The following is a 22,385-nucleotide window of genomic DNA, read 5'->3' on the forward strand; positions in this document are numbered from 1 at the left end:
GTGCCGCCCGGCTCGGGGAGCGCTCGGTTAACCAGCGGCTTTTGCCGCCTTTGGTGGACGCCCGCGCCGTGCCGCCGGTTTAGCGGCGACTTTGCGCGTGCGCGGTTGAGTCGTTTTGGTTTTCGGTGCCGGTTCAGGCTTTGGCCTGAGCTGACGCTCTAACTGCTCAATGTCTTTTCGCACGCCGATAGTGCTTTCTAACTGGATCGCACGCTGCAGGTGCGCCAGCGCTTCGGGCAGTTGCTTTGCATCACGCAGCACGTAGCCGGTGATTTTGTGCAGCTTCGCGCGCACGATATCAGGCATATCCGCGCGCTCAGTCAGCGCGAGGGTGTCGAGCAGGTTTTCGAGCTCGACCGGCTGTTTTGCCATGAGCAGGCGCTGCGCGGCGAGCGCGACCTCTTCGGCCAGCAGGTAAGGCGTTGGACGTCGCCCGGTCGGCATGGTCAGGCCGTAGGTCATGGCATATCGGGCAATCTCCAGCGCCCCGGCGATATCGTCAGCATCGAGACGCCACAGCATGACAGTCATGACAATGTCATCCTGCGCACCCTTGCCGTTTGCGAGGACGCCAGCGACCCACGGCAGATAGAACGGCAGCAGCTCACGCTTTTTGTCTGCCTTTCGCTCATTGGATCGGATTTGTTTCAGCGTGCGGTTGTCTGCGGCCAGCTTAACCAGCATCTGCTCATAGGCAGTTGCATTGCGCAGCGGCTTAGCAGCCCGCTGCGCTGTTTCAGAGGCCGAGACCCGCATCATGTGACGTGCTGCGGGACTCTTCATGGTTTACTCTCCACCTTCCTGTGCTGCAGGCGCGGAAGCGCTTTCCGGCGCTGCCGGTGGTGTGAAGTCACCGAGTTTGATGTTTTCAATCAGGCAACCGGCGGCGTAAGCCTCGACCACATAGTCAACATTCATTGACTCGTAGTTTTCCACGCGGTCTTTTTTCGGTTCTTCGATGATGGCGCGGCGGTGCGCGTCATCCATGAAGTAGATAGACAGGTTGTCGAGACGCGTGACCATCAGTCCATCTGCCGGGAAATACGGCACGCGCACGGCTGGCAGGTTGCCGATTCGCTTCTGGCTGATGATGATGTCAGCGGCCAGCGATTCGGTGTTTGCCTGCTCCTGATTGACGATAGGGAAATATTTATCCGCCATCAGCTTACGCCCGGTGATGACGACGAGCTCCGGGTCATCCTGATAAATCTCGTCAATCAGGTTACTGGTGGCATCCATGACCAGCGCGTCGAGGTTCGCATAGTCGCCGTTTTTACCCACGCGGATCACGTCAGAAATGACCGCTCCGTCCTCGTCGGTGATTTTGGACATCACACGCGCTGGCGCTTCATTGCGGTACTTCTGCAGCCAGCCGATCGCCACGTCCTGCAGCATCGGGTTTTTTACACGGTCTGACGTGTCGGCGCGCTTAATACCGTTGAAACCGGCCATGATGAAATCGAGGGACTGGCGCTTGATAATGGCGTCACGGATACGGGTCTGGAAGTCCTGGAATCGCGCCCACAGGTCGAGCTGTTTGTAGCGGATATGGAAGTCAAAGTTAATCTGCGCGCACTCGTATTTGTTGGACTCCAGCGCGGTAAAGTCAGCGGTCTTACGCTCATCATCACCGGCGGTGTCGGCGGTGCTGGCAATTGTGCCGTTAACACCGACCCCGACCTTTTCGCCTTTCAGCTCGTCGACCGGCACGATGTTGATTTTGGTCAGAAACGCGGATGACATCTGCAGGGTGGTCATCAGGGTTTGCGTGACCGACGGCTCGACGGTGAATTTCTTCGCCACGTCATCGGTGGAAACGCCGTTCAGCTCCGCGACGCGGGACAGGTAGGCATTGAATTTGAAGCGGGTATCTTTACGCATGGTTTTTCCTGTTCGGGTAAAAGGGTTCAGGCCGGGCAGCACGCCCGGCGTGTTATCAGCAGTTGGTCAGCAGCTCGTCGCCCGTACCGCCTTTTGAAAGCTCGCGGCGCGGCTGGCGCTGGCTTTCGGTGTTATCGAGGGAGCTTTTGAGGGCGTTAAAAGCCTGCGCGCTTTCTTCGGCCTTGCTGGTCACCTCATGCTTAAGCTGCGCCAGTTCGGTCTCCAGCTCGGTGACGCGCTGGTCGGTGGCGGTGAGGTTGGTCTGCACCAGCTCGGTGACGGTAGTCACAGCCTCATGCACATCCGCGAGACGCGCGTCATCGCTGACCTGCTTCCGGCTGAAAATGGCTTTAACCATATCGGTAAGGCTGTTGAACATGGTGTCGGGAACGTCCTCAAACTCCAGCTCAGCCAGTGAGGCGACAGAGAAAACGTCGTCCGGCTGGTCTTTTTTACCGGCGAGCGGGTTCTGCGCGGCGCGGCTGCAGAATTCGAGGTATTCGGTGCCGAGGCTTGCCGGGTCATCGGTGACGGCCAGCCCTATTAGGTAGCACTTGCCGCTGTTCGAGAAGTTCGGGCGGATCTCCATGGAGGTGTAAACCTTCTGCCCGGCACGCACCATGCTGACCAGCTCGTCAAGCGGGGCAATTTTGGCAAACAACGCCTTTTTGCCGTTGAGGACAGAGTCATCACTGATAATCTCCGCCTTGAGCTCGGTTACATCGCCATAGCGTTTAAATGGACTGTCAGGCATCAGCCCCCGGATATGTTCGAGGTTAATGCGGCAGCCGTAGACGCGGGGGTCGAACGTGTCGGCCATATCCTGAATGTCATCGCCGCTGATGACGCGGCCATCGCAGGTGTCACCCTCGACGCCGATGCGAAACCATTTAGAAACTTTCTTTGCCATTGTTCAGGTGTCCTGATGTTGGGTTTTCGGGTCGGGTTTAGTTTCCCGACTCTGACCCATATCAGCCACCGCTTGCGCTCCTGTTAGATTTGATACAACAGGCACTTAGCGCGAATACCCCCCTATTTCCTTAGCCTTGCCACGTCACACCAAAAACGAGGCAAGCATGACCATTTCAACTGACCTTTCTCTGTTAAATGACCCGCGACGACAGGCGCGGCTTTTGTACTGGCAAGGGTTCGCCGTGCCGCAAATCTGCGACATGCTGCAGCTCAAGCGCCCTACCGTGCAGAGCTGGAAACAGCGCGATGGATGGGAAGAAACCGCGCCGATTAACCGCGTGGAATCGACGTTAGAGGCGCGACTTATCCAGCTCTACGCTAAGCCAGACCTGACCGCGCATGACTTCAAAGTCGCTGATTTTCTGTCGCGCCAGATGGAGCGGCTCGCACGCGTGAATCGGTACGGCCAGACCGGAAACGAGGTGGATTTAAACCCCAATATCGCCAGCCGCAACAAAGGCGATCGCAAAAAGCCGAAACGCAATTACTTCAGCGAGGAGGCCATAGAGAAGCTGGAAGAGATTTTCTTCGACCAGTCGTTTGACTATCAGCTCCGCTGGCATAAAGCGGGGTTAGAGCACCGCATCCGCCACATCCTGAAATCGCGACAGATTGGCGCGACGTTCTACTTTGCGCGCGAGTCACTCCTGCGCGCACTTAAGACCGGGCAAAACCAGATATTTTTGTCAGCCAGTAAGACGCAGGCCTACGTGTTCCGTAAGTACATCATCGCCTTTGCCCGTCTGGTTGACGTCGACCTGTCAGGCGACCCGATCGTCATCGGCAACAATGGCGCTGAGCTGATTTTTCTCGGTACCAATTCAAACACCGCGCAGAGCCACAACGGCGACCTGTACGTCGATGAAATTTTCTGGATCCCCAATTTTCAGAAGCTGCGCAAAGTCGCATCGGGCATGGCCTCGCAGTCCCACCTACGCACCACCTATTTTTCGACCCCGTCGACGCTGGCGCATGGCGCTTACCCGTTCTGGTCAGGCGAGCTGTTTAACCGTGGCCGCAGCAACCGCGACGAGCGTGTCGACATCGACATCAGTCATCAGGCGCTTGCCGGTGGCATGTTATGCGGGGACGGCCAGTGGCGGCAGATAGTCACCATTGAGGACGCGCTCGCCGGTGGCTGCACCCTGTTTAACCTCGACCAGCTTAAGCAGGAAAACAGCGCGGATGACTTCCGTAACCTGTTTATGTGCGAGTTCGTCGACGATAAAGCGTCTGTATTCCCGTTCGAGGAGCTGCAGCGCTGCATGGTTGATGCGATGGAAGAATGGGAGGACTTCGAGCCGTTCGCCGACCGTCCGTTTAACTGGCGACCGGTCTGGATTGGCTACGACCCGTCACACACCGGCGACAGCGCCGGGTGCGCGGTACTGGCTCCGCCGCTGGTTGCCGGTGGCAAGTTCCGCATCCTTGAGCGTCACCAGTGGAAGGGCATGGACTTTGCCGCACAGGCCGAGGCCATTCGCGCGCTGACCGAGAAATACACCGTCGACTATATCGGCATCGATGCGACCGGCATCGGCCAGGGTGTTTACCAGCTCGTGCGCTCATTCTTCCCGGCTGCGCGCGCCATCCGCTACACGCCGGAAATGAAAACCGCAATGGTGCTGAAAGCAAAAGACACCATTCGACGCGGGTGTCTGGAATATGACGCTGGGGCGACCGACATCACGCAGTCATTTATGGCTATCCGCAAAACCATGACCAGCAGCGGCCGCAGCGCGACCTATGAAGCCAGCCGCAGCGAGGAAGCCAGCCACGCGGATATCGCGTGGGCGACCATGCACGCCCTGTTAAACGAGCCGCTTTCCGCCGGAAGCGGTATGCAATCAAGTTCAATTCTGGATATTAACTAAGATGAAAAAACGCCAAAACAAACAGCCAAAACAGACCAGCATTACCGCCAGCGCGCCGCAGAAAATGGAGGCGTTCACCTTTGGTGAGCCGTCACCCGTTCTGGATCGCCGCGACATCCTTGACTATGTCGAGTGCATCAATAACGGCAAATGGTACGAGCCGCCGGTCAACTTCTCGGGACTGGCAAAAAGCCTGCGCGCAGCTGTGCACCACAGCTCCCCGATTTACGTCAAGCGCAACATTCTGACCAGCACCTTTATCCCGCACCCGTTGCTGTCCCGTCAGGACTTCAGCCGCCTTGTGCTTGATTATCTGGTGTTTGCCAACGGCTATCTCGAAAAGCGCATGAGCGTGACCGGCCAGCTCTTTAAACTGGAAACCTCCCCGGCCAAATACACCCGCCGTGGCGTTGAGGATGGCGTTTACTGGTATGTGTCGAGCTTTACCCACCCGCACCAGTTCGCCCCCGGCTCGGTGTTTCATCTGCTTGAGCCTGATATCAATCAGGAGCTCTACGGGATGCCGGAATACCTGAGCGCGCTCAATTCTGCCTGGCTGAATGAATCCGCCACGCTGTTTCGTCGCAAGTATTACCAGAACGGTGCGCACGCGGGCTACATCATGTACGTAACCGACGCGGCACAGAGCAGCACCGACGTCGAGGCGCTGCGCTCCGCGATGCGCGACTCGAAAGGACTCGGGAATTTTAAAAACCTGTTTTTCTATGCCCCGAACGGGAAACCGGATGGCATTAAGATCGTGCCGTTGAGTGAGGTCGCCACGAAGGATGATTTTTTTAACATCAAGAAGGTGAGCGCCGCTGACCTGCTCGATGCGCACCGCGTGCCGTTCCAGCTCATGGGCGGCAAGCCTGAAAATATCGGCTCGATGGGGGATATCGAGAAGGTGGCGCGGGTGTTTGTGCGCAACGAGCTGACGCCGCTGCAGGAGCGTTTCAAAGAGATAAACGACTGGCTCGGAATGGAGGTGATCCGCTTTAAGGATTACAACATCGAGACCGAGTAACCCCGCATAAAATGCCGCCTCCGGGCGGCACATCCTCAGAGCTCGTCAGACGCCGCACACGCCACGCAACCCCGCCACCACCTACGATTTAATCTCATCACTCAGCGCGCCACCACAACGCGCACAGACGCGCAAAATAAATCCTGTCACCACGTCTGGCGCGCAGTGCTATCCCCGCCTCGCCTGCCCGCTTAATGGGTCGCTTTTAATGCATGTGCATCAGGAGTTCCGAGCCACGCGAACACTGGAGCTAACTCACAAAAAACGAACTAAAAAACTGATGCAAATAGATGCACCTGATAGATGCATAGCTAAAACTAAGCTTCGCTATCACTTCACTTGCCACTTTTGAAGCTCTCAATCATCTTTTTTACATCCTCAGCAAGCTCAACGGGTACAACCATTGTCCGAGAGTTACTATATTCTTTTGGAGCTTCATACACACCTTGATAATTGAGAACGCACTCTTTAAGTATTTCAAAAAGAGACTCAACAGGATCGCTCCCGTGGCAATCTACAAATTTTAGATATTTCACATGCGCCGATAAAGTGGAAATATCGCCATGAACAAACTTGCATCTGAGTTCGTAGATTATTTCTATTTTAGATCTCACATCAAAGATATTTATCGCATCACGACAGACGCCACCAATAATCGATATTTTGTTACCTGCATTATTACCATACATTGCATCAAGAGCTATAAATTGATTTAAAAACCTCTCACGGCGATCACTCCCCCAACCATGAGCAATGAACGAAAGAGCAGATAAAACACGCCTATCAGATCTAGATAATATTTTTAATAACCGTTCGCAAGCCAAATCATCAATATTTAAAACTAACAGTGATGGAATGTTTACACGAAAATTAGAAATATGATACTTCCCCTCAGAGAAACTCTCAATTTTATTATTAACATCACAGGAGTTAATAGCGAATGGATTATTCACAGTAACACATAACCCACCGAATAGCAGATTCAACATCTCAACTGCATCCTGTTGGGATGATGCATAGATAAGTATAGCTGTCGAGTATGAATGATTGAAATATCTCCCAATAGGTTCATCTCGTATATCTGTCTCATCAAAAAAGGATTCATAAACGTCAATGCCAGCTTTAGATTTAATATTAGACAATAAAGCCGTACCCTGCCCTGGGCCATAGAGATAAAGATTATCCTGTAACTTTAATTGCCCATCAAACCTAACACACCCAAGATTGTATATATAAGGGTAAAGTTTCATTTGTGAGGTTATAAAATAAGCAAACATTTCACAGAGATTTGCCCTATGCACTTTTGATATTATACTATCAACAGATCTTTGCTCTAGGTTAAGCGATAAGAAATCGGCATCTATACAGTTGAAGGCTTCAGAGCAAAAGCTTAACAACAACTGTTTAGCACTATGAAGGTCACTTATCCCTAATTTTTGCCCATAATTCCTTAACAGTGCGCTAGCGCATTTTGCCACTTCCTCATCATTGTATTTGAGCCAAAAAATTATATCTTGAAGTGGTTTACCTACTTGAATACAAGGTATCTCTTTATCATGCCTATAAAAAAAACACCTGCATAGACTATTTATCATACCTCTCGCGAAAGCAATCTTCACTGAAACATCATCCTTTAATTTAACCATCGATGGTCACCCCATTAAATTTGAGTGTTACCTTAAGTTACAGCGTTTTCCTTCGAGCTTGCTAATTTACATGTTCTCACCAGTTTAAGGGAAACACCATCCAGTTTTCCTGTACAGCAAAACAAAACCGTTTATCCCCATAAATTACTGTTGCCCCTCTCGCCAGAGCTTCAATCTCCCATCGTTCAGGGGGAATACCCTCCTGAGCTAACTCGAAACGAATTTTTGCGATTCGATCCCTCTCGGGCTTCGTCATCCTGGCTGATGGTGCTTGTTCGCTCGTTTTAAGCGGCGCATTGCTTCTTTGCTGGCGATTTTTGCGCGGTGCACCAGCTTTTAACGCGCCGTTAAGCGCTTTCACGACGTCTGGCTCATTCCAGCCAATAACCCCGCGCTCAATCAGATCTAACACCGCTGCAGCTTGCTCAGACGGCGTGGGGGTCATAACTGGATCGCCACCGCCGGTAGGCTTTCCACAGTTATTGACAGGACTCCGAGGCGCGGCAGAGCCGCTTTTTAAGGTCAAAGGCTCAACGGCCAAAACCTTTGGAACGATTCGCCATTCGGCTGTACGGGTTACATGGACACGGTGAGCCCCGAGGTGAGGGGCATAAATCCCGATAACTCTCTCGATATCTTCCTCGTATTCGTTGACCTCATCCGTCAGCTTTCGGGCGACCCTGACGGCCTGAGCATCACGCGGCATATTTGCCCCGCCCTGCGCGATGATATACAGGTCAAAATCGCCCTTATCTGCAGCCGCTCGCGCAGCCTCGACACGGTCGTCAAACTCGCTGGCGATACTCACGCCGCGCGGCAGCTTGCGCAGTTCGCGGTAAGCGCCCATTGTCGGGAGGCCAATCGGTTTAAACTGAGGGATGCGCCATGTAGACGCCCAAGCGGTGACGGCTGCGGCCGTGTCTTTCAGGGGCTTGCCGGTGTCGTGGTCGAGCTGGCCGTCGAGCGCGTAGCCGTCGATATTTTTGGCAATGTATTTAGCGATGTAACCCGCCGCACCGCCCTGATTAAGATGACGGGACTCAAAGCGCTGTTTTGCCGCGCCCTTTTCGTGCCCGTCCTCTTTAAGGGCATAACGACGCATAATTTCGTTAATGGCTTTACGTTGACCGGGTTTGCAAAAAAGCATCATGTGCCAGTGTGGCGTGCCGTCGTGGTGCGGCTCGACAACACGCATCCCGTAAACTTCTAAATCGTTATCTTTGAACGCAGTGCGCATGAGGCTCCAGATTCGGCAAAGATAGCGCTGGCCGTCTTTGGGCGTGAATGCGGTTTCGTTCCAGCCGTGATTGAGCTGTACCGTTTTGCTTTCACCTTTGCCGACCTGACGAGTCGGGTGATACTTCGACGGCGTGGTCAGCGTGATAAACATTCCCACATCACCAACGCTGGCCGCGTAACGTTCAATCCCGGCGATGGTATTCATCAGCTCCATACGACGTATTTCAGGGTTTGAGATACTCCCCATGACCTTACTGATGAGGTCGATACGTTCGCCGGTGACTTTGTTTTCCAGCTCGCATGATTTGAGGTATTCAAGATTAGCCAGGCGGCGCGCGTGAACATCGCGGATCGCCCTTTTGCTGGCGTAAGGTGAGCGGTCTTTATTGACCTCACCGGCAGCGATGAGCAGCGCCTCGCACCAGCGCATACGCTGCGCCTTGAGCTGGTTAACCCACCACTCATCCTTAATCAGTCGGGAAATAGCGGAAAATGCCATGCGGATCGTCATCTGACCCTTACGGTATTTTTTCCAGTACATCGGGGTGATGTTAAATGCGCGAGCAATACCGGCCACTTGCCCGTATAGGTGCGACTGAGCTTCATCAGTGAAAAGTGTCTCTTTCCCGCCGTGAGCCTCCGCCCATGCGTCGCTTAACTCCTCGTATTTGCTCCAGAGCTGAGAGGCAATCCTGGCCGCAAATTTCCTGAGCTCTTTGTCATTCATATCTGGTAAGCGCGCATACTGGTCGCGCTCGGACAGAAACCCAATCGACGCGGTTTCATTCATCCCGCACAACTCATTAACACGCTCAAGACGCGGCAGCAGCTTGCGCTCAAACGTGTTTTTAAGGAAATACAGCCCACCTAAAGGGCTCTTTTTACGGCGGATGAAGTTATAACGCGATGTAAACAGCGTTTGCAGGAAAAACGGCAGACGGTCAATCCGGTTTAAAACACCTTGCACCTGACGGAGTTCGGCACGTGTAAGGGGTCTGTCGCGGCCAATGGCCTCTTTGGTGACGTTATTCCAGGGATAAGCACCAACGAATGAATCACTGGCGCCCTTCAAAAAAGGTGGTGGTGGCGAGGGGGCAACACGCCCCCGAGGTTCGTTGGACATACTATTTAAAGGCGTCCAGACATTGCTTCCCCATGCGTTCAATCCGAGCTTCCAAAGCTGAGAAGCCGGTAAGATCGCTGGTCAAAAGATCATGCAAAACCAAGCCTGAGATAAGCTTAGGGATAGTTGGGTAGTAACCCACAACGTCCAACCATTCCTTACCTTCATTCTTCCCGGAAGTAGCGGTCTTTTTTTCCTGCAATATGAATTGATAGCGGTCACTGGTGATGACGTACTGGTTATTAATCTCGATGTGTATGCTCATTTTTGCTTCCTGTTAAAAGTGGTTAGCCAGATCTACCGAAAATTGCGTTGTGTAACTTTTCCGACTCCTGACCTAATAACTCGATAATCTCGGTGCGATTAAGTTCTGACTTACTGATGTGCGCGATAAGCCCGTCAAACTGAGAAGATAAACGGGTCGCCGTGTCGCGCTGTGCCTCGCTTGCTGCCTGCGCCAGATGTGCCGAGGACATCCCCCGCTGCGCTGTATTTTGTTTTTGCATTTGCCTATCTCCGGACAAAAGGAGTCCCCACGCTGTAAGGCGCGTAATTAGTCGAATCCAGATTAATTAATGTAAATACTGCTCAGGTTTTACCGAGGTTAAAATGGTTGGTGCGTACTCAAAAAGGCTAAACAGCTCTCGCAGCGCGCGGAAAAGTTTGTCACGCCAATAACAGCCCTCTTCATTCAAATGCCAGTGCGGCATCATAAATTCCTGCTCTGTCAGTCCCGCATGAAGAAACAGTGATCGCCTTTGGCTAACGGTCAGGCGGCTGATGAAAGTTGCTTTCGACACGCCAAGTTGGCGGTGCCGGGCGAATGCATTTCTCAATTCATCAAGCGCGCAAACAAGACGCTCACGATCGGCTTCGGTCATTTCCTCTAAGCGCATGACAGAGTGACGCTGTTTTAATTGAGCGTGGAAACAAACCGTAAGACGCTCCCGCTCCATCATCTGATTGTAAAAATCGCAAGTGTCCTGCCAGCGAGGCTGAGCCAGATACTTGCAGACCAGACCGCGAAGCGCTGTTGGTTGTTTCTGGATCACGTCCAGTGTCATTACCGTCATAACCACAGTCCTCTCTTTTTGACCAGACGGCGAACCTTCTCGATAACTCCCGGCTTACGGGTTCGGATGATTATGCCCTTGCGGCCGCGACCGTGAGTGATGGTGAAGTTGATAGGATTAGGGCTTTCTCTTCGAAGCAACTGTGCAATACAGCGAGGTTCACTATTCATACTGGCTCCCCTAATCCGAGCCACATCAGCCAACCATCACGAATTTCCTTCGGGCGGCTGTCATATGCCATCTTCATACCCTTGTTCCAGGCAGGCAGATAAACCCAATATTCCCCTGCGCGCCCACTCGTTGACTGCGGATCGGTCATCTCAACAACAGGCAACTTGCCCTTCTCAATCATCCCTTTAACCGCTGCGGGAGTTTTTCCAATAAGACGGGCAAATTCCTGATATGGAACCGCATCTGTTCTGCTTACAAGCTGGTTACTCATCTGCTACGATTCTCCTTTAGTGTGATTAATTGCTCTTAATGGGCTTTAATTGCTCTCACTAGATAACCCAATAAGAGCAAAACATCCCGATAGGGTCAATATTCTTCCATAGGAGTAACTATGTCAACCCCGGTATTTGAGAAGATAAAGCTGATTAGAGAATCAGAGAGATTAAACAAGAGGCAATTCAGTGAGTTAACAGGCATAGCCTATAGCTCTCTTGCTGGTTATGAGTCCGGAGACAAAAAGCCCGGAGTTGAGCAAATCATGAAAATCCTGCAACACCCACGGTTCACAAAGTACACGTTGTGGTTCATGGCCGATCAAATAACACCTGAAGCTGGGCAAATTGCACCGGCTCTCGCGCACTTTGGGCAGCAGACAACAACGTCACCCCACTCAGACCAGAAAACTGGCTAACCATCTACGGGGCTTATTTGTGCAGAAAATGCACTGTGAGTTTTTGTTATCTAAATCAGGAAATTGAAGTACGCAGTAACATCATCGGGAGGCTTTATGTCTGTTAAAAAGCTCGATGATGGTCGATATGAAGTGGACATTAGACCGGCTGGGCGTAACGGAAAACGCATCCGTCGGAAGTTCGACAAGAAAAGCGAGGCGATGGCTTTTGAAAAGCATACTCAATATAACCATCACTCAAAGGAATGGCTTTCAAAACCCACGGACAAACGCCAACTGTCAGAACTGAAAGAGTTATGGTGGAAGCTGAAAGGTAAACACGAGGAACACGGTCAATCGTATCTCAGGAAAATTGAGCGTTTCGAAACGATGACCGGTAACCCATGCGCTTTCCAGATCACCAAGAGCCTGATAACGCAATATTGTGCTCAACGCCGGGCTGAAGGTATTAAGCCAACTACCATCAACCGCGACCTGATTACATTAGGTGGAATGTTTACTACCCTAATTGAGTCAGAAATGTATAACGGCGAGCATCCGTTTAGGGGGTTCAAAAAACTGAAAGAGCAGACTGCCGAAACGGGCTATCTCACTCTTGAGGAAATTGACGCCTTACTGGCAGCGCTATCAGGAGATAATCGTAAAATTGCCGTCTTGTGTCTGAGTACCGGGGCAAGATGGGGTGAGGCTGCAAGGCTGAAAGCGGAGAACGTGATTCATAACCGGGTGTCTTTCGTTAAGACGAAAACCAACACACCGCGCACGGTCCCGATCTCTGATGACGTTGCGGCTTACGTAGTCGGCAAAGCACGAGGCTTTCTGTTTCCTGATGCCAGTTATGCTGAATTCAGGCGAATCCTCAAAGAAGTTAAGCCCGACTTACCGGCGGGGCAAGCAACACATGCGCTACGACACTCTTTCGCCACGCACTTTATGATTAACGGGGGCAATATCATCACACTGCAGAGGATCTTAGGTCATACGAAAATTGCGCAAACGATGGTCTATGCGCACTTCGCTCCTCAGTACCTGCAGGACGCGATTTCACTTAACCCATTGAAAGGTGCAAATGGTTGTCAGAGTGTCCACAATGTGTCCACACCCTAGCCGCTTTTTATGGCTTTTGACTGCTAGTAGTAAAACGTGAAGCCTTGTCTGGCGCGGCTTTCCAGTTACGCCAGACATTAAAAAGGCTCCCTCAGGAGCCTCTCATTATCAATCAAGCCTGCACCGGCAAACTAAAGCTCGAAATACTCCTTGAGAGCTGCTGCGCCTGCTCTTCCAGGGAAGCGGCGGCTGCGGCGGATTGCTGAACCAGTGCGGCGTTCTGCTGGGTCACGCCATCCATCTCAGTCACCGCCTGACCGACCTGGCTGATCCCACGGCTCTGCTCTTCAGAGGCCACGGAGATCTGCTCCATCAACGTATTCACTTTATTCACGGAGCTGATAATTGAATCAATGACCTCGCCTGAACGGTTCACCAGCTCTGCGCCGTTTTTGACGCTGGAAACCGACTGGGCAATCAGGCTTTCAATGTCTTTCGCGGCAACCGCGCTTTTCTGCGCAAGGGTGCGCACTTCACTGGCCACCACGGCGAAGCCGCGTCCTTGTGTGCCGGCGCGTGCTGCTTCAACCGCGGCGTTGAGTGCCAGAATGTTGGTCTGGAAAGCAATGCTGTTGATGACGCTGGTGATGTCCTCGATGCGCTTAGAGTTCGCCGCGATGGTATTCATCGTTTCGATCACTTCGCGGGTCACGGCCTCACCGGTGTGCGCATTGTTCACCGCGTCCTGCACCAGCTTTCCTGCCTGGTGAACGTTATCGGTGTTATTCGCCACGGTCGCGCTCAGCTCTTCCATGCTGGCCGCCGTCTGGGTTAACGCGGAGGCCTGCTGCTCGGTGCGTGAAGCCAGATCGATATTCCCGGAAGCAATTTCCTGCGCGGCATGGGTGACGGTATGGCTCGCGTCACGCACCTGGGCGATAGTCGACAGAAGCGCCTGGCGCATCTGCTCCATTGAGCCCATCAGGTGATCGATTTCATTGCCGGAGGTGCCTTTTACCGGCACTGGAATGTCCAGTTTACCGGCGGCAATCTGGCTGCAGTGCTCGCGTGCCAGGTTGACCGGTGCGAAAACACAGCGCTTCATCAGCAGGCTGACGGCAACAATCACGATTACAAACAACAAAGCAATCGCCGCAATGATCGCCAGACCGGAGATGAAATTACTGCTCGCATCCTCGTTCAGGGTTTTGGCATATTTCTGGTGAACGGCAAGGACCTGATCGAGAACGATTTCATACTGACGGTCGAGGCGGGACACCTCCGGGATAAGCGCATTAAACTTCGCGACATCGTGCGCAGCGGCGGCATCAATCAGCGGTGCCAGCCCCTGGTTACGGTAGTTTTGCCAGGCATCCTGATACGCGCTCACCAGCGGCGCTTCATCCGACAGGCGCGGAGACGCCATAAACGCCGCAAAGGCATGATCCGCTTTTGTGAGGGCCTCTTTAACCGCGGAAAGTTTCGCTGACTCGTCAGCCGAGTTCCCCGCTTCTACCATCTTCACGTACTCCATCACCCTGACGCGCAAGGTACGGCTGTGGTTGATGGGATCAATGATCGACAGCACAACCTGGATTTCTTTGTTCACATTATCCAGGGAATTATTACTTTTAATGATGAGGCCAACGCTGGTAATGGTGCTGACGACAAAGAAGAAAAGCAGAGCAAAAAGGACAATCAGGGATGATTTTTTTAACGACATGGACCGATACCTCAAGAATAAACATTCCCTATCGTTATCGGCCGATCCAAAACTTAAATTAATTAAAGTTATTAACGTTTCCCTTCAGCAGCCAGGGCTATGCCTTCGCTTTATAGCGCCGCTGCAGGGTGGCATCCAGTTTTCGCTGTAACGGTTGTGGCGTTTCGCCGTCGATCAATTTGCCAATCAGATCAAAGCAGTGCCACGCCAGCTGGCGGTTATCCTGGCGAATGGTATCAACCGGAATGGTGAGCGAGTCGTAAAGGTAGTGATCGTCAAAGCTGGCTAACCGGATATCACTTTGCATCAGGTTATGCTGCCCCATATAGCGCAATACCCCTTCCAGCAGACCACAGGCGGCAGTGAACAAGGCTTTTGGCGGGCGTCCCAGGCGGGCGCACAGCTCGGCGAACATCTCGTAGCCGGAGCTCGGGTGATAGTTGCCGTGAATGATCCACTCCGGGCGCAGCGCCACATTGGCCTCTTGCAGCCCTTGCTTAAACCCTTCCAGGCGATCGCGCGTCGGGGAAAGCCGCGGCTGCCCGCCAAGGAAGTAAATTTCATCAGGATGCTGACGCGCAATGTCGGCCACCAGTTCCGCCGTCGGGGTAATGGAATCGGTGATCACCAGCGGCAATGTGCTGTCGTTCATATGGCGGTCAAAAAGGACGACCGGCAGCTGTTCGCTCAGCTTCTGGTAGTCGGCATCATTGAGCATACTGGAGGCCACGATCAGCCCGTCCACCTGACGCGCCACCATGTTATTAACCACCACCGTCTCCTGCCCCGGGTTTTCATCACTGCAGGAGATGAGCAGTTGAACACCCGCCTCACGGCACAGCGTCTCCAGTTCGTGAGAAAACACCGCAAAGCCGTAGTTAGTGATCTCCGGCACCACCAGGCCGATGGTGTGGCTACGGTTATCACGCAGCGAGCGCGCGTGAATGCTGGGCTGGTAATGATGCTCTTTCGCAATCGCCAGAACGCGCTCACGCGTCTCTTCCGCCACGCGAAGCTCTTTGCTGCGCCCGTTCAGTACCAGGCTGGCGGTGGCTTTTGAAACCCCCGCCAGTTCCGCGATGTCTTTAATTGTGACGCGTTTTGTTTTTCTCACAACGACTTAGATCCGGCTGCCAAAACCCTTATTCTACCATGCAGCCGCGCAGCGACCAGTAGCGTAATGTGATGTCGGACCCACCTTCGAATCGCACCCGTGTCGGATGGTCAGGAAAATAGCGGCTGCTCATCACCCCTTCGCCATGATTGATGAAAATTTCAACGCTGGAGCTGTCACACAGAACGCGTAAATGATGAACGTCGCCTCGCCAGTAACGGGTCAATGCCTCCCCGGTTTTCAGGCTGGCGCGTTCCAGACGCAACCCGCTGTCCTCGACGATAAGGCGCAATGCACCGGCGAAATCCACGGTTACTGAAGATGAGGTGAGCTCGAACTCAAGGCGCGTCGCATCAAGAGCCGGGGCATCGCTGGCGTTACCCTGCCAGCGACATTCCTCTTCGCGCAGTGCGTGCAGTTCGCGCACCGGCGTCTGCCACAGTTTGCCGTCACGGAAGTGTAATTCTCGCGGACAGGTCATCTGATGGATCCACCCTTGCGCCCGTGTGGGCTGAAGCATCTCTTCTCCGTCCGGCACGCCCATCCAGCCGATCAGGATCCGCCGTCCGTCTTCCGCCACCGTGGTTTGGGGAGCGTAGAACTCGAAACCGGCGTCCAGCTCGTGCAACACGCCATGTTCAAACGTAGCGCGGGTATGGTCGAACGCCCCGCTCATCCACGTGGCCGGATAAGTATTGAGATAGCGATGCGGTTCGCGCGCCAGCCCTTGCGGGCAGCAGATCAGTACGTGTGTCCCGTCGAGGGCAAACAGGTCCGGGCACTCCCACATGTATCCCGCCTCGGTCAGGCCGTTCACGCCATGACCGGCAATCTCTCCGCAAGACGCCCAGTGGTGCAAATCGGCAGATGTGAACAGCAGCACCTTGCCGCGTTTTTGCAGATCCTGCGCCCCCAGTACCATGTACCACACCCCGTCGTGCTGCCACACTTTCGGGTCACGCACGTGCCCGGTGTAGCCTTCCGGCAGCGCAAGAACCGGACCGAGTTTTTTGAACGTACCGTCAGCCTGTTGCGTGGCAAGGCACTGCCAGGCGGTGCGGCTGCCATCATCAAATTTCACGTTGCCGGTATAACACAGCGTCAGGACACCGTTGTTATCGACGGCGCTGCCGGAATAGCAGCCGTTGCGGTCATACTCCTCATCGGGCATCAGCGCCATCGGTTCATGCTGCCAGTGCACCAGGTCTGCGGAGCTCCAGTGTCCCCAGCACTTATAGCGATGGTCGCAATCCAGCGGATTCCACTGATAGAACAGGTGGTAGCGCCCGGCAAACCAGATAAACCCGTTAGGATCGTTCATCAGCCCCGTCACCGGTGCCGGATGCCATTGCGGATAATGGCTGTCGGCGTACGCACGCGGCTGGCCTTTCATGACGGCCTGCAGGATTGCAGGCCAGCGGGAAGGTAACGTCATTATTCAGAATCCGTTTTATATTTCAGCAGCAGCGAGACGGTAAACGCCACGCCGAAGGCAATCACCATGCCGATAATATAGTTGAGCAGCGAGCTTGCCTGCACGATCGCCATGCCCGGGATGGCAGTCAGCCCGACGGCGGTCATATAAACATGCACCGAGACCACCCACGCCCCGCCTGCCGCACCGCCAATCAGCGCGGCGATAAACGGTTTCACGAAACGCAGGTTGATACCAAATATTGCCGCTTCGGTAATGCCCAGCATGGCCGAAAACGCAGACGGTAACGTAATGGCTTTAATTTTTGCATCTTTGGTTTTAAACCAGACCGCCAGACAGGCTCCCCCCTGCGCCACGTTAGCCATCGCCCAGATAGGCAGCAGGAAGTTAACGCCAATCGACGGATTCCCCAGTAACCCGGCTTCAATGGCATGGAAACTGTGGTGAATACCGGTGATAACGATAACCGAGTAAAGCCCGCCAAATAACAGCCCGGCCAGCCAGCCCGCATGGGCGATCAGGGTGCTCAGAACAAAGGAGATACCATCCCCTAACGCACGCCCGGCCGGGCCAATGATCAGCAAGGCAATAAAGCCGGAGAGAATAACGGTGAGGAACGGCGTCAGGATCAGATCTAACGCATCCGGAATAATACGGCGCAGGTTTTTCTCCACGATACTCATAAACCAGACGGCCAGCAGCACCGGGAATACCGTTCCCTGATAGCCAATCATGGCAATCTCAAGGCCGAAGAAGTTCATGGTGTGGAAGCCAGACGCCACGCCCCAGGCGTTTGTCAGCGCCGGGTGCGTCAGAATGCCGCCGAGGGTCGCCCCCAGATATGGGTTACCGCCAAATTCACGCGCGGCCGTGAAGCCAATCAGGATCGGCAGAATGATAAACGCCGCTGAGCTGCACATATCCAGCATGATATAGAGCGCGTTATCGGCATTGACCCAGCCGTAGGTTTTGACCATCCCGAGCAGGCCCATCAGTAAACCGGAGGCCACAATCGCAGGAATGATCGGCACAAAGATGTTTGAGAGCAGTCGGGCAATGCGCTGGAACGGGTTCAGCTTGCGTGCCGCCATGTCGGCCGCTTCGGACTTGCTGGATTCGTTAATCCCTGCCGCCTGGATAAACGCGGCGTAGACCTTGTTAACCACCCCCGTACCAAAAATCACCTGCATCTGCCCGGCGTTGCGAAAACAGCCTTTTACGCCGTCAACCTTGCCGATGGCCTGCTGATCGGCAAGCGTGTCGTCGACCAGCACCAGTCGAAGACGCGTTGCGCAGTGCGCCGCACTGGCGATGTTCTCTTTGCCACCGAGCAGCGGAATGAGCGCGCGGGCGATATTATCAAAATCCATAGATACCTCTGCCTGACTGTATTTTTATGATGTGAAAAACGCTCCCGCACTGCGGGAGCGTAAAAGGTTAAAACCAGGTTTCCATCTGTACCCCAAAGTTCCATTCCCCGCCGGCGTTGAAACCGCTGCTGCCAAAGGCATCATCGCTGGCGTAATTATCCAGTTTGCTGCTCCAGTCCATCCAGGTGGCGAACAGACGTAACTCAGGACGGCTGAAGAAATCGCCGATCTTGCCCGCTTTTAACGTTGGGGCAAAGGTCAGCTTGTAGAAACTTCCGTTGACGGCGTTTCGGTCTTTATACCCTTCCGGGTTTAAATCCATGTACTGATAGCTGCCCTCAAACGCCAGGGCGAAATTCTGCGTGACCTCTTTAATCAGGCGGGTATTGAGCGTGACCCACTCATAGCTGTCGCCTTTGACATAGCGGTCTTTACTGCTCTGGGCCAGTACGGCAGGCGCGATATGCCAGCCGCCACCTAGAGGCGTGACACCGTAACTTGCAAATCGCCAGGTATCGGCTTCAGAGAGCAATGCGCCATCGGAACCGATGCTCTTCACCTCTGCCCCCAACCCGTGGCCGTACAGCAGCGCCGTTTTGGCTGAGCCTTCACGCAGGCCGTAGAAACTTTCATTGTGCAATCCGACCAGGGCATGAACGCCATTGTTGGCGGCGTCGGTTTTTATCAGATCGCCATTGCTGTCTTTGCGGTCGTCGTTGTCTTTTGCCCGCAGGCCGCTCACCATCAGCTGGAACGGCCCGGCGAAGTGGTTCATGCTGAGGATGTAGTTTTGAACGTTATTGTCGATTTGCTCTTCGCTGCCGAAGTTACGCCCGTAAAGAGAGAAGTTGCTGCGCAGCGATTCATTCCATTTCACGTCATACACGCCACCACCGGTACCGGCCAGGAACACCACATCGGAGTCCAGCCAGTGAATATCAAAGTTATCGCGGTCGAAGCGTTTACCGGCCCAGAAGGTACTGCCCTTCAGCGCGCCGGTAAAATCAGGCAGATTGCCCAGTTCAGCAAACGCCTGACGAATATTGAGATCGCTGGTGTCAGCGGACCAGTCGTTATAGGTTTTCTGACCATCCGCCAGCATGGCCTTGAAGCGCGTGGTCGCCCCGTTATCCAGGGTCTGTTTGTGTTCCACATTCAGCTCAACGTAGGTATCGGCTTCATTCCCCAGACGCCCGACCGCGCCACCGGTTTCCCCGGCTGGCGTCAGATAAGGGCCGCTTTTACTGCTCGACGCCGCATCGTTCATCAGCAGGCCAGAACGGGCATAGCCATGAAACTCAAACCCACTGCTCTGATCGGCTTTCTTCTCCAGTGCGGCGGTACGCTGCGCCACTTGCTGGGTTGTTGTTTGCGCCTGCTGCTGGGCAGTCACCAACTGCTGCGTTTTTTGTTCTGCGTCGGTGGCGCGTTTCTCCGCAACCTGCGCGCGGGTTTCCGCAGCCTGAAGACGCTGCTCCAGGGCAGCAAGACGCGCTTCGATACTCGTCATATCCGTTTGGGCAAAAACAGAGGTACTCCCGGCCAGCATGCCTATCATCACGGCAAGTCTGCGTTTTTTATACATTTTGTCGCATCCCTAAAAGAAGTCATTGAAAGTGCTAAATTGCTAAACCGGTTTAGGTTGATGATACTAAACCTGCCAATTTTGGATCGGCAATCTTTTTTGCTAAACCGATTTAGTAAGTGTGATCGAGGCGACAATTCAGGCCGTCGACAGACGGCCCGTTGCGGGAAGAATTACAGTTGCGGGTGATAAGGCAGCGCGGTCATCGCCCCTTTAGCCGTGGTGGCTAACGCGCCGCAGCGCTGGGCTAATGCGATCACGCGTGGAAGATCGTGGCTGTCAATGCTCCCAGCGCAAGCCAGTCCATAAAGCAGTCCCGCCACGAAGGCATCACCTGCGCCGGTGGTGTCCACGCATTCAACGGGGGTTGCCGGATAATGCTTCATCGTTCCGTCATGCCAGGCGATGACCCCATCTTTGCCCTGAGTGACCAGCACCAGCCGGGCCGGACAGCGGCGCATCAGCGCGGTCAGCCCTTTCGTGACCCCAAGGTCGGCGGTTAAAAAAGCCAGTTCTTCGACGGAGAGTTTGACGACGTCAGCGCATTGCAACGCCTGTTCGAGGCAGCGGCGCAGGTCGTCCTCATCCGGCCAGAGATCCGGGCGGATATTGGGGTCGAAACTGACATAACCCCCCGCTTCCCTGACTGCGTTCATAGCCTGAAACGTTGCAGAACGGCTCGGTTCAGCGCTCAGGGCAATGGAACAAACATGCAGCCACTCTCCTGCGCTAAAGGGCGGCAGGTCGGCTGATGCCAGAAACAGATCGGCGCTCGGGCGAACCATAAAGGTGAACGAACGTTCGCCCTGTTCGTCAAGATCCACGACCACGGTTGACGTGCGGTGTGCCGGGTCGAGGCGCATCCAGTTTACGTCAACCTCCTCGTCAGCCAGCGTTTTATGCATAAAGCGACCGAAAGGATCGTCGCCGACCCTGCCGATAAAGGCGCTTTTCCCGCCCAGACGGGCAATACCGACCGCCACGTTAGCCGGCGCGCCGCCGGGGCATTGCAGCAACCGGCCTTCTCCCTCCGGTAATAAATCCACTACCGCATCGCCAAGTACCCAGATTTTTTGCATGTGATCCTCTCAGCTAAACAATGTTAAACCGTTTTAGCTATTTAAGCACAGGCAGGACGAAGGGGAAATAATACGGAAGGAAAATTGGCTTAACGCACCAGGTGTGGCCAGCTAATATCGCCTACGCCATTCAGCGCTGGACGGGCAAACAGAAAGCCCTGAAAACGTCGGATCCCGGCAGATTCAAGCCAGCACCACTCTTCCAGCTTCTCGATGCCTTCCGCCACCAGGGTGATTTCAAGGTCGGTGCAGCAGCTGACTATCGAGCGCACAATCGCCTGTTTTGGCCCACTGAGATGAATATTGCTGACAATTTCGCGGTCAATTTTAATTTTATCCGGCTGGAATCGGGTCAGCAGTGAAAGCCCGGCGTAACCGGAACCGAAATCATCGATCGCCAGGCCAATACCTTCAGCGCGCAGGTGTTTAATGGCGCTATTGAACTTATTGAACCCGGAAATCATCTCGTTTTCGGTCACTTCAATGACCACCTGCTCCGGCTGAAGCCCATGTTGTTTAATCTGTTCAACCAGAAACTCCACGGCGCCAGGCACTTTCACCAGCGACATAGGGAGAAGATTCACCGCGATTTTATGGCTCCCGATCCCCAGTTTATCGGCCAGCGCAAAAGCCCAGGCCTTGGTCTGGAGATCAACTTCATAGATTTTGTCCTGATCGAGGCGGCTGAAAAAATGCTCCGGGCTTCCCCCGTCATTACCGCGGATAAGGGCCTCAAGCGAACTGATTTTCCCTTCCAGCGGTTCGACGATGGGCTGGAGGGCGAACTGGCAGGTTTGTTTGTCCAGCAGACCCAGACTCTCGCCAAACGGCGATTTCTCACGCGAGAGCGTCCATTTCTCCGGGGCAAAACGCGCCCCCGACGGGGCCGGACGTTTGCCGGTAATAAACGTCTGAATAAATTTGAACACCCGATCATCAGATGTCAGATAACTGTCCAGTTTGCTGTAATGCAGCACCGACTGCAGAACGTCTTTCGGCGACTGGTTCTGCAGGTCAAACAGCAGCATACCGACATTCTCAAAACGTCTGCGGGGGCCGTAATCCCGCATAAGCTCAACCACGCCGCTGTGCCGCTTATCCTCACGGATCTTCTGAAACAGCCTTACCACACTCTCTTCCGAGCCTTCGAGGAGTTGCAGGACATCATCTCCTTTTGAAAGAAGAACGCCGGTAATATTCAACCCGGCATTGCGCGTCCTGGCCTGTTCAACCAGCGCCTGGAGTTCGGCGGATCGGCAGGATAAATTCAACTGGCTGCGGTAGATAAGAGTAGTCAGCACAAAAACGTGTTCCGATAAGAGGTATGCGTTGGAC

At 53.9% G+C, this 22,385-nt stretch carries 20 protein-coding genes; 4 read left to right on the forward strand and 16 right to left on the reverse strand.

The window, feature by feature from the left end; translation table 11 throughout:
* Positions 1-27: 27 nt before the first annotated feature.
* From L462_RS16045 to L462_RS16035, 3 genes are read right to left on the reverse strand one after another with little or no spacing between them, the layout of a single operon-like run.
* Positions 28-783, reverse strand: coding sequence for a phage terminase small subunit (locus L462_RS16045; protein ID WP_032678203.1), 756 nt, complete (start codon positions 781-783; stop codon positions 28-30).
* A 3-nt stretch (positions 784-786) separates the two neighbouring features.
* Entirely contained in the window at positions 787-1,881 is a 1,095-nt protein-coding gene (locus L462_RS16040; RefSeq protein ID WP_032678204.1) for a phage major capsid protein, P2 family, read from the reverse strand.
* A 55-nt stretch (positions 1,882-1,936) separates the two neighbouring features.
* Positions 1,937-2,791 (reverse strand): GPO family capsid scaffolding protein, encoded by an 855-nt coding sequence (locus L462_RS16035; protein ID WP_032678205.1) that lies wholly within the window; start codon positions 2,789-2,791, stop codon positions 1,937-1,939.
* A gap of 166 nt (positions 2,792-2,957) precedes the next feature.
* On the opposite strand from L462_RS16035, the gene L462_RS16030 reads away from it, so the two are divergent.
* Both L462_RS16030 and L462_RS16025 read left to right on the forward strand, forming a co-directional pair.
* On the forward strand, positions 2,958-4,727 hold the full coding sequence (locus L462_RS16030; protein ID WP_032678206.1) for a terminase ATPase subunit family protein: 1,770 nt from the start codon (positions 2,958-2,960) through the stop codon (positions 4,725-4,727).
* A 1-nt stretch (position 4,728) separates the two neighbouring features.
* Complete coding sequence (locus L462_RS16025) at positions 4,729-5,754, forward strand: phage portal protein (RefSeq protein ID WP_032678207.1); 1,026 nt, start codon at positions 4,729-4,731, stop codon at positions 5,752-5,754.
* A gap of 335 nt (positions 5,755-6,089) precedes the next feature.
* Here the strand turns inward: L462_RS16025 and L462_RS16020 are convergent, their stop codons facing one another.
* The 6 genes from L462_RS16020 to L462_RS15995 all read right to left on the reverse strand — a co-directional run bounded on the left by L462_RS16020 (position 6,090) and on the right by L462_RS15995 (position 11,277).
* Positions 6,090-7,400, reverse strand: coding sequence for a HEPN domain-containing protein (locus tag L462_RS16020; RefSeq protein ID WP_032678208.1), 1,311 nt, complete (start codon positions 7,398-7,400; stop codon positions 6,090-6,092).
* Positions 7,401-7,476: 76 nt separating this feature from the next.
* Positions 7,477-9,762 carry a replication endonuclease gene (locus L462_RS16015; protein WP_032678209.1) on the reverse strand — a complete coding sequence of 762 codons (2,286 nt, stop codon included), beginning with the start codon at positions 9,760-9,762 and terminating at the stop codon, positions 7,477-7,479.
* 1 nt (position 9,763) lies between these two features.
* Complete coding sequence (locus tag L462_RS16010) at positions 9,764-10,027, reverse strand: DUF5405 family protein (RefSeq protein ID WP_014884151.1); 264 nt, start codon at positions 10,025-10,027, stop codon at positions 9,764-9,766.
* Positions 10,028-10,049: 22 nt separating this feature from the next.
* The gene (locus L462_RS16005) at positions 10,050-10,268 is read right to left on the reverse strand and encodes a DUF2732 family protein (protein ID WP_050595739.1); all 219 of its coding nucleotides are present in this window, start codon (positions 10,266-10,268) and stop codon (positions 10,050-10,052) included.
* 66 nt (positions 10,269-10,334) lie between these two features.
* Positions 10,335-10,835 (reverse strand): hypothetical protein, encoded by a 501-nt coding sequence (locus L462_RS16000; RefSeq protein WP_032678210.1) that lies wholly within the window; start codon positions 10,833-10,835, stop codon positions 10,335-10,337.
* Between the two features lie 166 nt (positions 10,836-11,001).
* Entirely contained in the window at positions 11,002-11,277 is a 276-nt protein-coding gene (locus L462_RS15995) for a regulatory phage cox family protein (protein ID WP_014884154.1), read from the reverse strand.
* A gap of 120 nt (positions 11,278-11,397) precedes the next feature.
* On the opposite strand from L462_RS15995, the gene L462_RS15990 reads away from it, so the two are divergent.
* Together L462_RS15990 and L462_RS15985 are read left to right on the forward strand one after the other, a co-directional pair.
* Positions 11,398-11,697, forward strand: coding sequence for a helix-turn-helix domain-containing protein (locus L462_RS15990; RefSeq protein WP_032667448.1), 300 nt, complete (start codon positions 11,398-11,400; stop codon positions 11,695-11,697).
* Between the two features lie 96 nt (positions 11,698-11,793).
* A complete protein-coding gene (locus tag L462_RS15985) occupies positions 11,794-12,804 on the forward strand; it encodes a phage integrase (protein ID WP_032678211.1) in 1,011 nt (336 codons plus the stop codon).
* A 112-nt stretch (positions 12,805-12,916) separates the two neighbouring features.
* Here L462_RS15985 and L462_RS15980 read toward each other — a convergent pair whose 3' ends face one another.
* From L462_RS15980 to L462_RS15950, 7 genes are all read right to left on the reverse strand, one after another.
* Positions 12,917-14,467, reverse strand: coding sequence for a methyl-accepting chemotaxis protein (locus L462_RS15980; protein ID WP_032678212.1), 1,551 nt, complete (start codon positions 14,465-14,467; stop codon positions 12,917-12,919).
* Between the two features lie 97 nt (positions 14,468-14,564).
* Positions 14,565-15,581 carry a LacI family DNA-binding transcriptional regulator gene (locus tag L462_RS15975; RefSeq protein ID WP_014170151.1) on the reverse strand — a complete coding sequence of 339 codons (1,017 nt, stop codon included), beginning with the start codon at positions 15,579-15,581 and terminating at the stop codon, positions 14,565-14,567.
* A 28-nt stretch (positions 15,582-15,609) separates the two neighbouring features.
* Positions 15,610-17,016: a sucrose-6-phosphate hydrolase gene (locus L462_RS15970; protein ID WP_032678213.1), complete on the reverse strand. Its 1,407-nt coding sequence runs from the start codon at positions 17,014-17,016 to the stop codon at positions 15,610-15,612.
* Complete coding sequence (locus L462_RS15965) at positions 17,016-18,386, reverse strand: sucrose-specific PTS transporter subunit IIBC (protein ID WP_032678214.1); 1,371 nt, start codon at positions 18,384-18,386, stop codon at positions 17,016-17,018. Before L462_RS15965 ends, L462_RS15970 begins: the two co-directional genes overlap by 1 nt.
* Positions 18,387-18,453: 67 nt before the next feature.
* Complete coding sequence (locus tag L462_RS15960) at positions 18,454-19,971, reverse strand: carbohydrate porin (protein WP_014170154.1); 1,518 nt, start codon at positions 19,969-19,971, stop codon at positions 18,454-18,456.
* A 173-nt stretch (positions 19,972-20,144) separates the two neighbouring features.
* Positions 20,145-21,050: an aminoimidazole riboside kinase gene (locus L462_RS15955; RefSeq protein WP_032678215.1), complete on the reverse strand. Its 906-nt coding sequence runs from the start codon at positions 21,048-21,050 to the stop codon at positions 20,145-20,147.
* Positions 21,051-21,139: 89 nt separating this feature from the next.
* Positions 21,140-22,351 carry a diguanylate phosphodiesterase gene (locus L462_RS15950; protein ID WP_025204149.1) on the reverse strand — a complete coding sequence of 404 codons (1,212 nt, stop codon included), beginning with the start codon at positions 22,349-22,351 and terminating at the stop codon, positions 21,140-21,142.
* Positions 22,352-22,385 lie beyond the last annotated feature (34 nt).

Source organism: Enterobacter sp. BIDMC 26 (assembly GCF_000534435.1).
Lineage (GTDB): Bacteria > Pseudomonadota > Gammaproteobacteria > Enterobacterales > Enterobacteriaceae > Enterobacter > Enterobacter ludwigii.

What these genes read in the sequence shown, in the direction of transcription:
- L462_RS16045 (WP_032678203.1), bottom strand. Translation starts at nt 783, where the DNA reads ATGAAGAGTCCCGCAGCACGTCACATGATGCGGGTCTCGGCCTCTGAA.
- L462_RS16015 (WP_032678209.1), bottom strand. Translation starts at nt 9,762, where the DNA reads ATGTCCAACGAACCTCGGGGGCGTGTTGCCCCCTCGCCACCACCACCT.
- L462_RS15970 (WP_032678213.1), bottom strand. Translation starts at nt 17,016, where the DNA reads ATGACGTTACCTTCCCGCTGGCCTGCAATCCTGCAGGCCGTCATGAAA.
- L462_RS15955 (WP_032678215.1), bottom strand. Translation starts at nt 21,050, where the DNA reads ATGCAAAAAATCTGGGTACTTGGCGATGCGGTAGTGGATTTATTACCG.
- L462_RS15965 (WP_032678214.1), bottom strand. Translation starts at nt 18,386, where the DNA reads ATGGATTTTGATAATATCGCCCGCGCGCTCATTCCGCTGCTCGGTGGC.
- L462_RS15985 (WP_032678211.1), top strand. Translation starts at nt 11,794, where the DNA reads ATGTCTGTTAAAAAGCTCGATGATGGTCGATATGAAGTGGACATTAGA.
- L462_RS16025 (WP_032678207.1), top strand. Translation starts at nt 4,729, where the DNA reads ATGAAAAAACGCCAAAACAAACAGCCAAAACAGACCAGCATTACCGCC.
- L462_RS16020 (WP_032678208.1), bottom strand. Translation starts at nt 7,400, where the DNA reads ATGGTTAAATTAAAGGATGATGTTTCAGTGAAGATTGCTTTCGCGAGA.
- L462_RS15990 (WP_032667448.1), top strand. Translation starts at nt 11,398, where the DNA reads ATGTCAACCCCGGTATTTGAGAAGATAAAGCTGATTAGAGAATCAGAG.
- L462_RS16000 (WP_032678210.1), bottom strand. Translation starts at nt 10,835, where the DNA reads ATGACGGTAATGACACTGGACGTGATCCAGAAACAACCAACAGCGCTT.
- L462_RS16035 (WP_032678205.1), bottom strand. Translation starts at nt 2,791, where the DNA reads ATGGCAAAGAAAGTTTCTAAATGGTTTCGCATCGGCGTCGAGGGTGAC.
- L462_RS15960 (WP_014170154.1), bottom strand. Translation starts at nt 19,971, where the DNA reads ATGTATAAAAAACGCAGACTTGCCGTGATGATAGGCATGCTGGCCGGG.
- L462_RS16005 (WP_050595739.1), bottom strand. Translation starts at nt 10,268, where the DNA reads ATGCAAAAACAAAATACAGCGCAGCGGGGGATGTCCTCGGCACATCTG.
- L462_RS16030 (WP_032678206.1), top strand. Translation starts at nt 2,958, where the DNA reads ATGACCATTTCAACTGACCTTTCTCTGTTAAATGACCCGCGACGACAG.
- L462_RS15980 (WP_032678212.1), bottom strand. Translation starts at nt 14,467, where the DNA reads ATGTCGTTAAAAAAATCATCCCTGATTGTCCTTTTTGCTCTGCTTTTC.
- L462_RS16040 (WP_032678204.1), bottom strand. Translation starts at nt 1,881, where the DNA reads ATGCGTAAAGATACCCGCTTCAAATTCAATGCCTACCTGTCCCGCGTC.
- L462_RS16010 (WP_014884151.1), bottom strand. Translation starts at nt 10,027, where the DNA reads ATGAGCATACACATCGAGATTAATAACCAGTACGTCATCACCAGTGAC.
- L462_RS15995 (WP_014884154.1), bottom strand. Translation starts at nt 11,277, where the DNA reads ATGAGTAACCAGCTTGTAAGCAGAACAGATGCGGTTCCATATCAGGAA.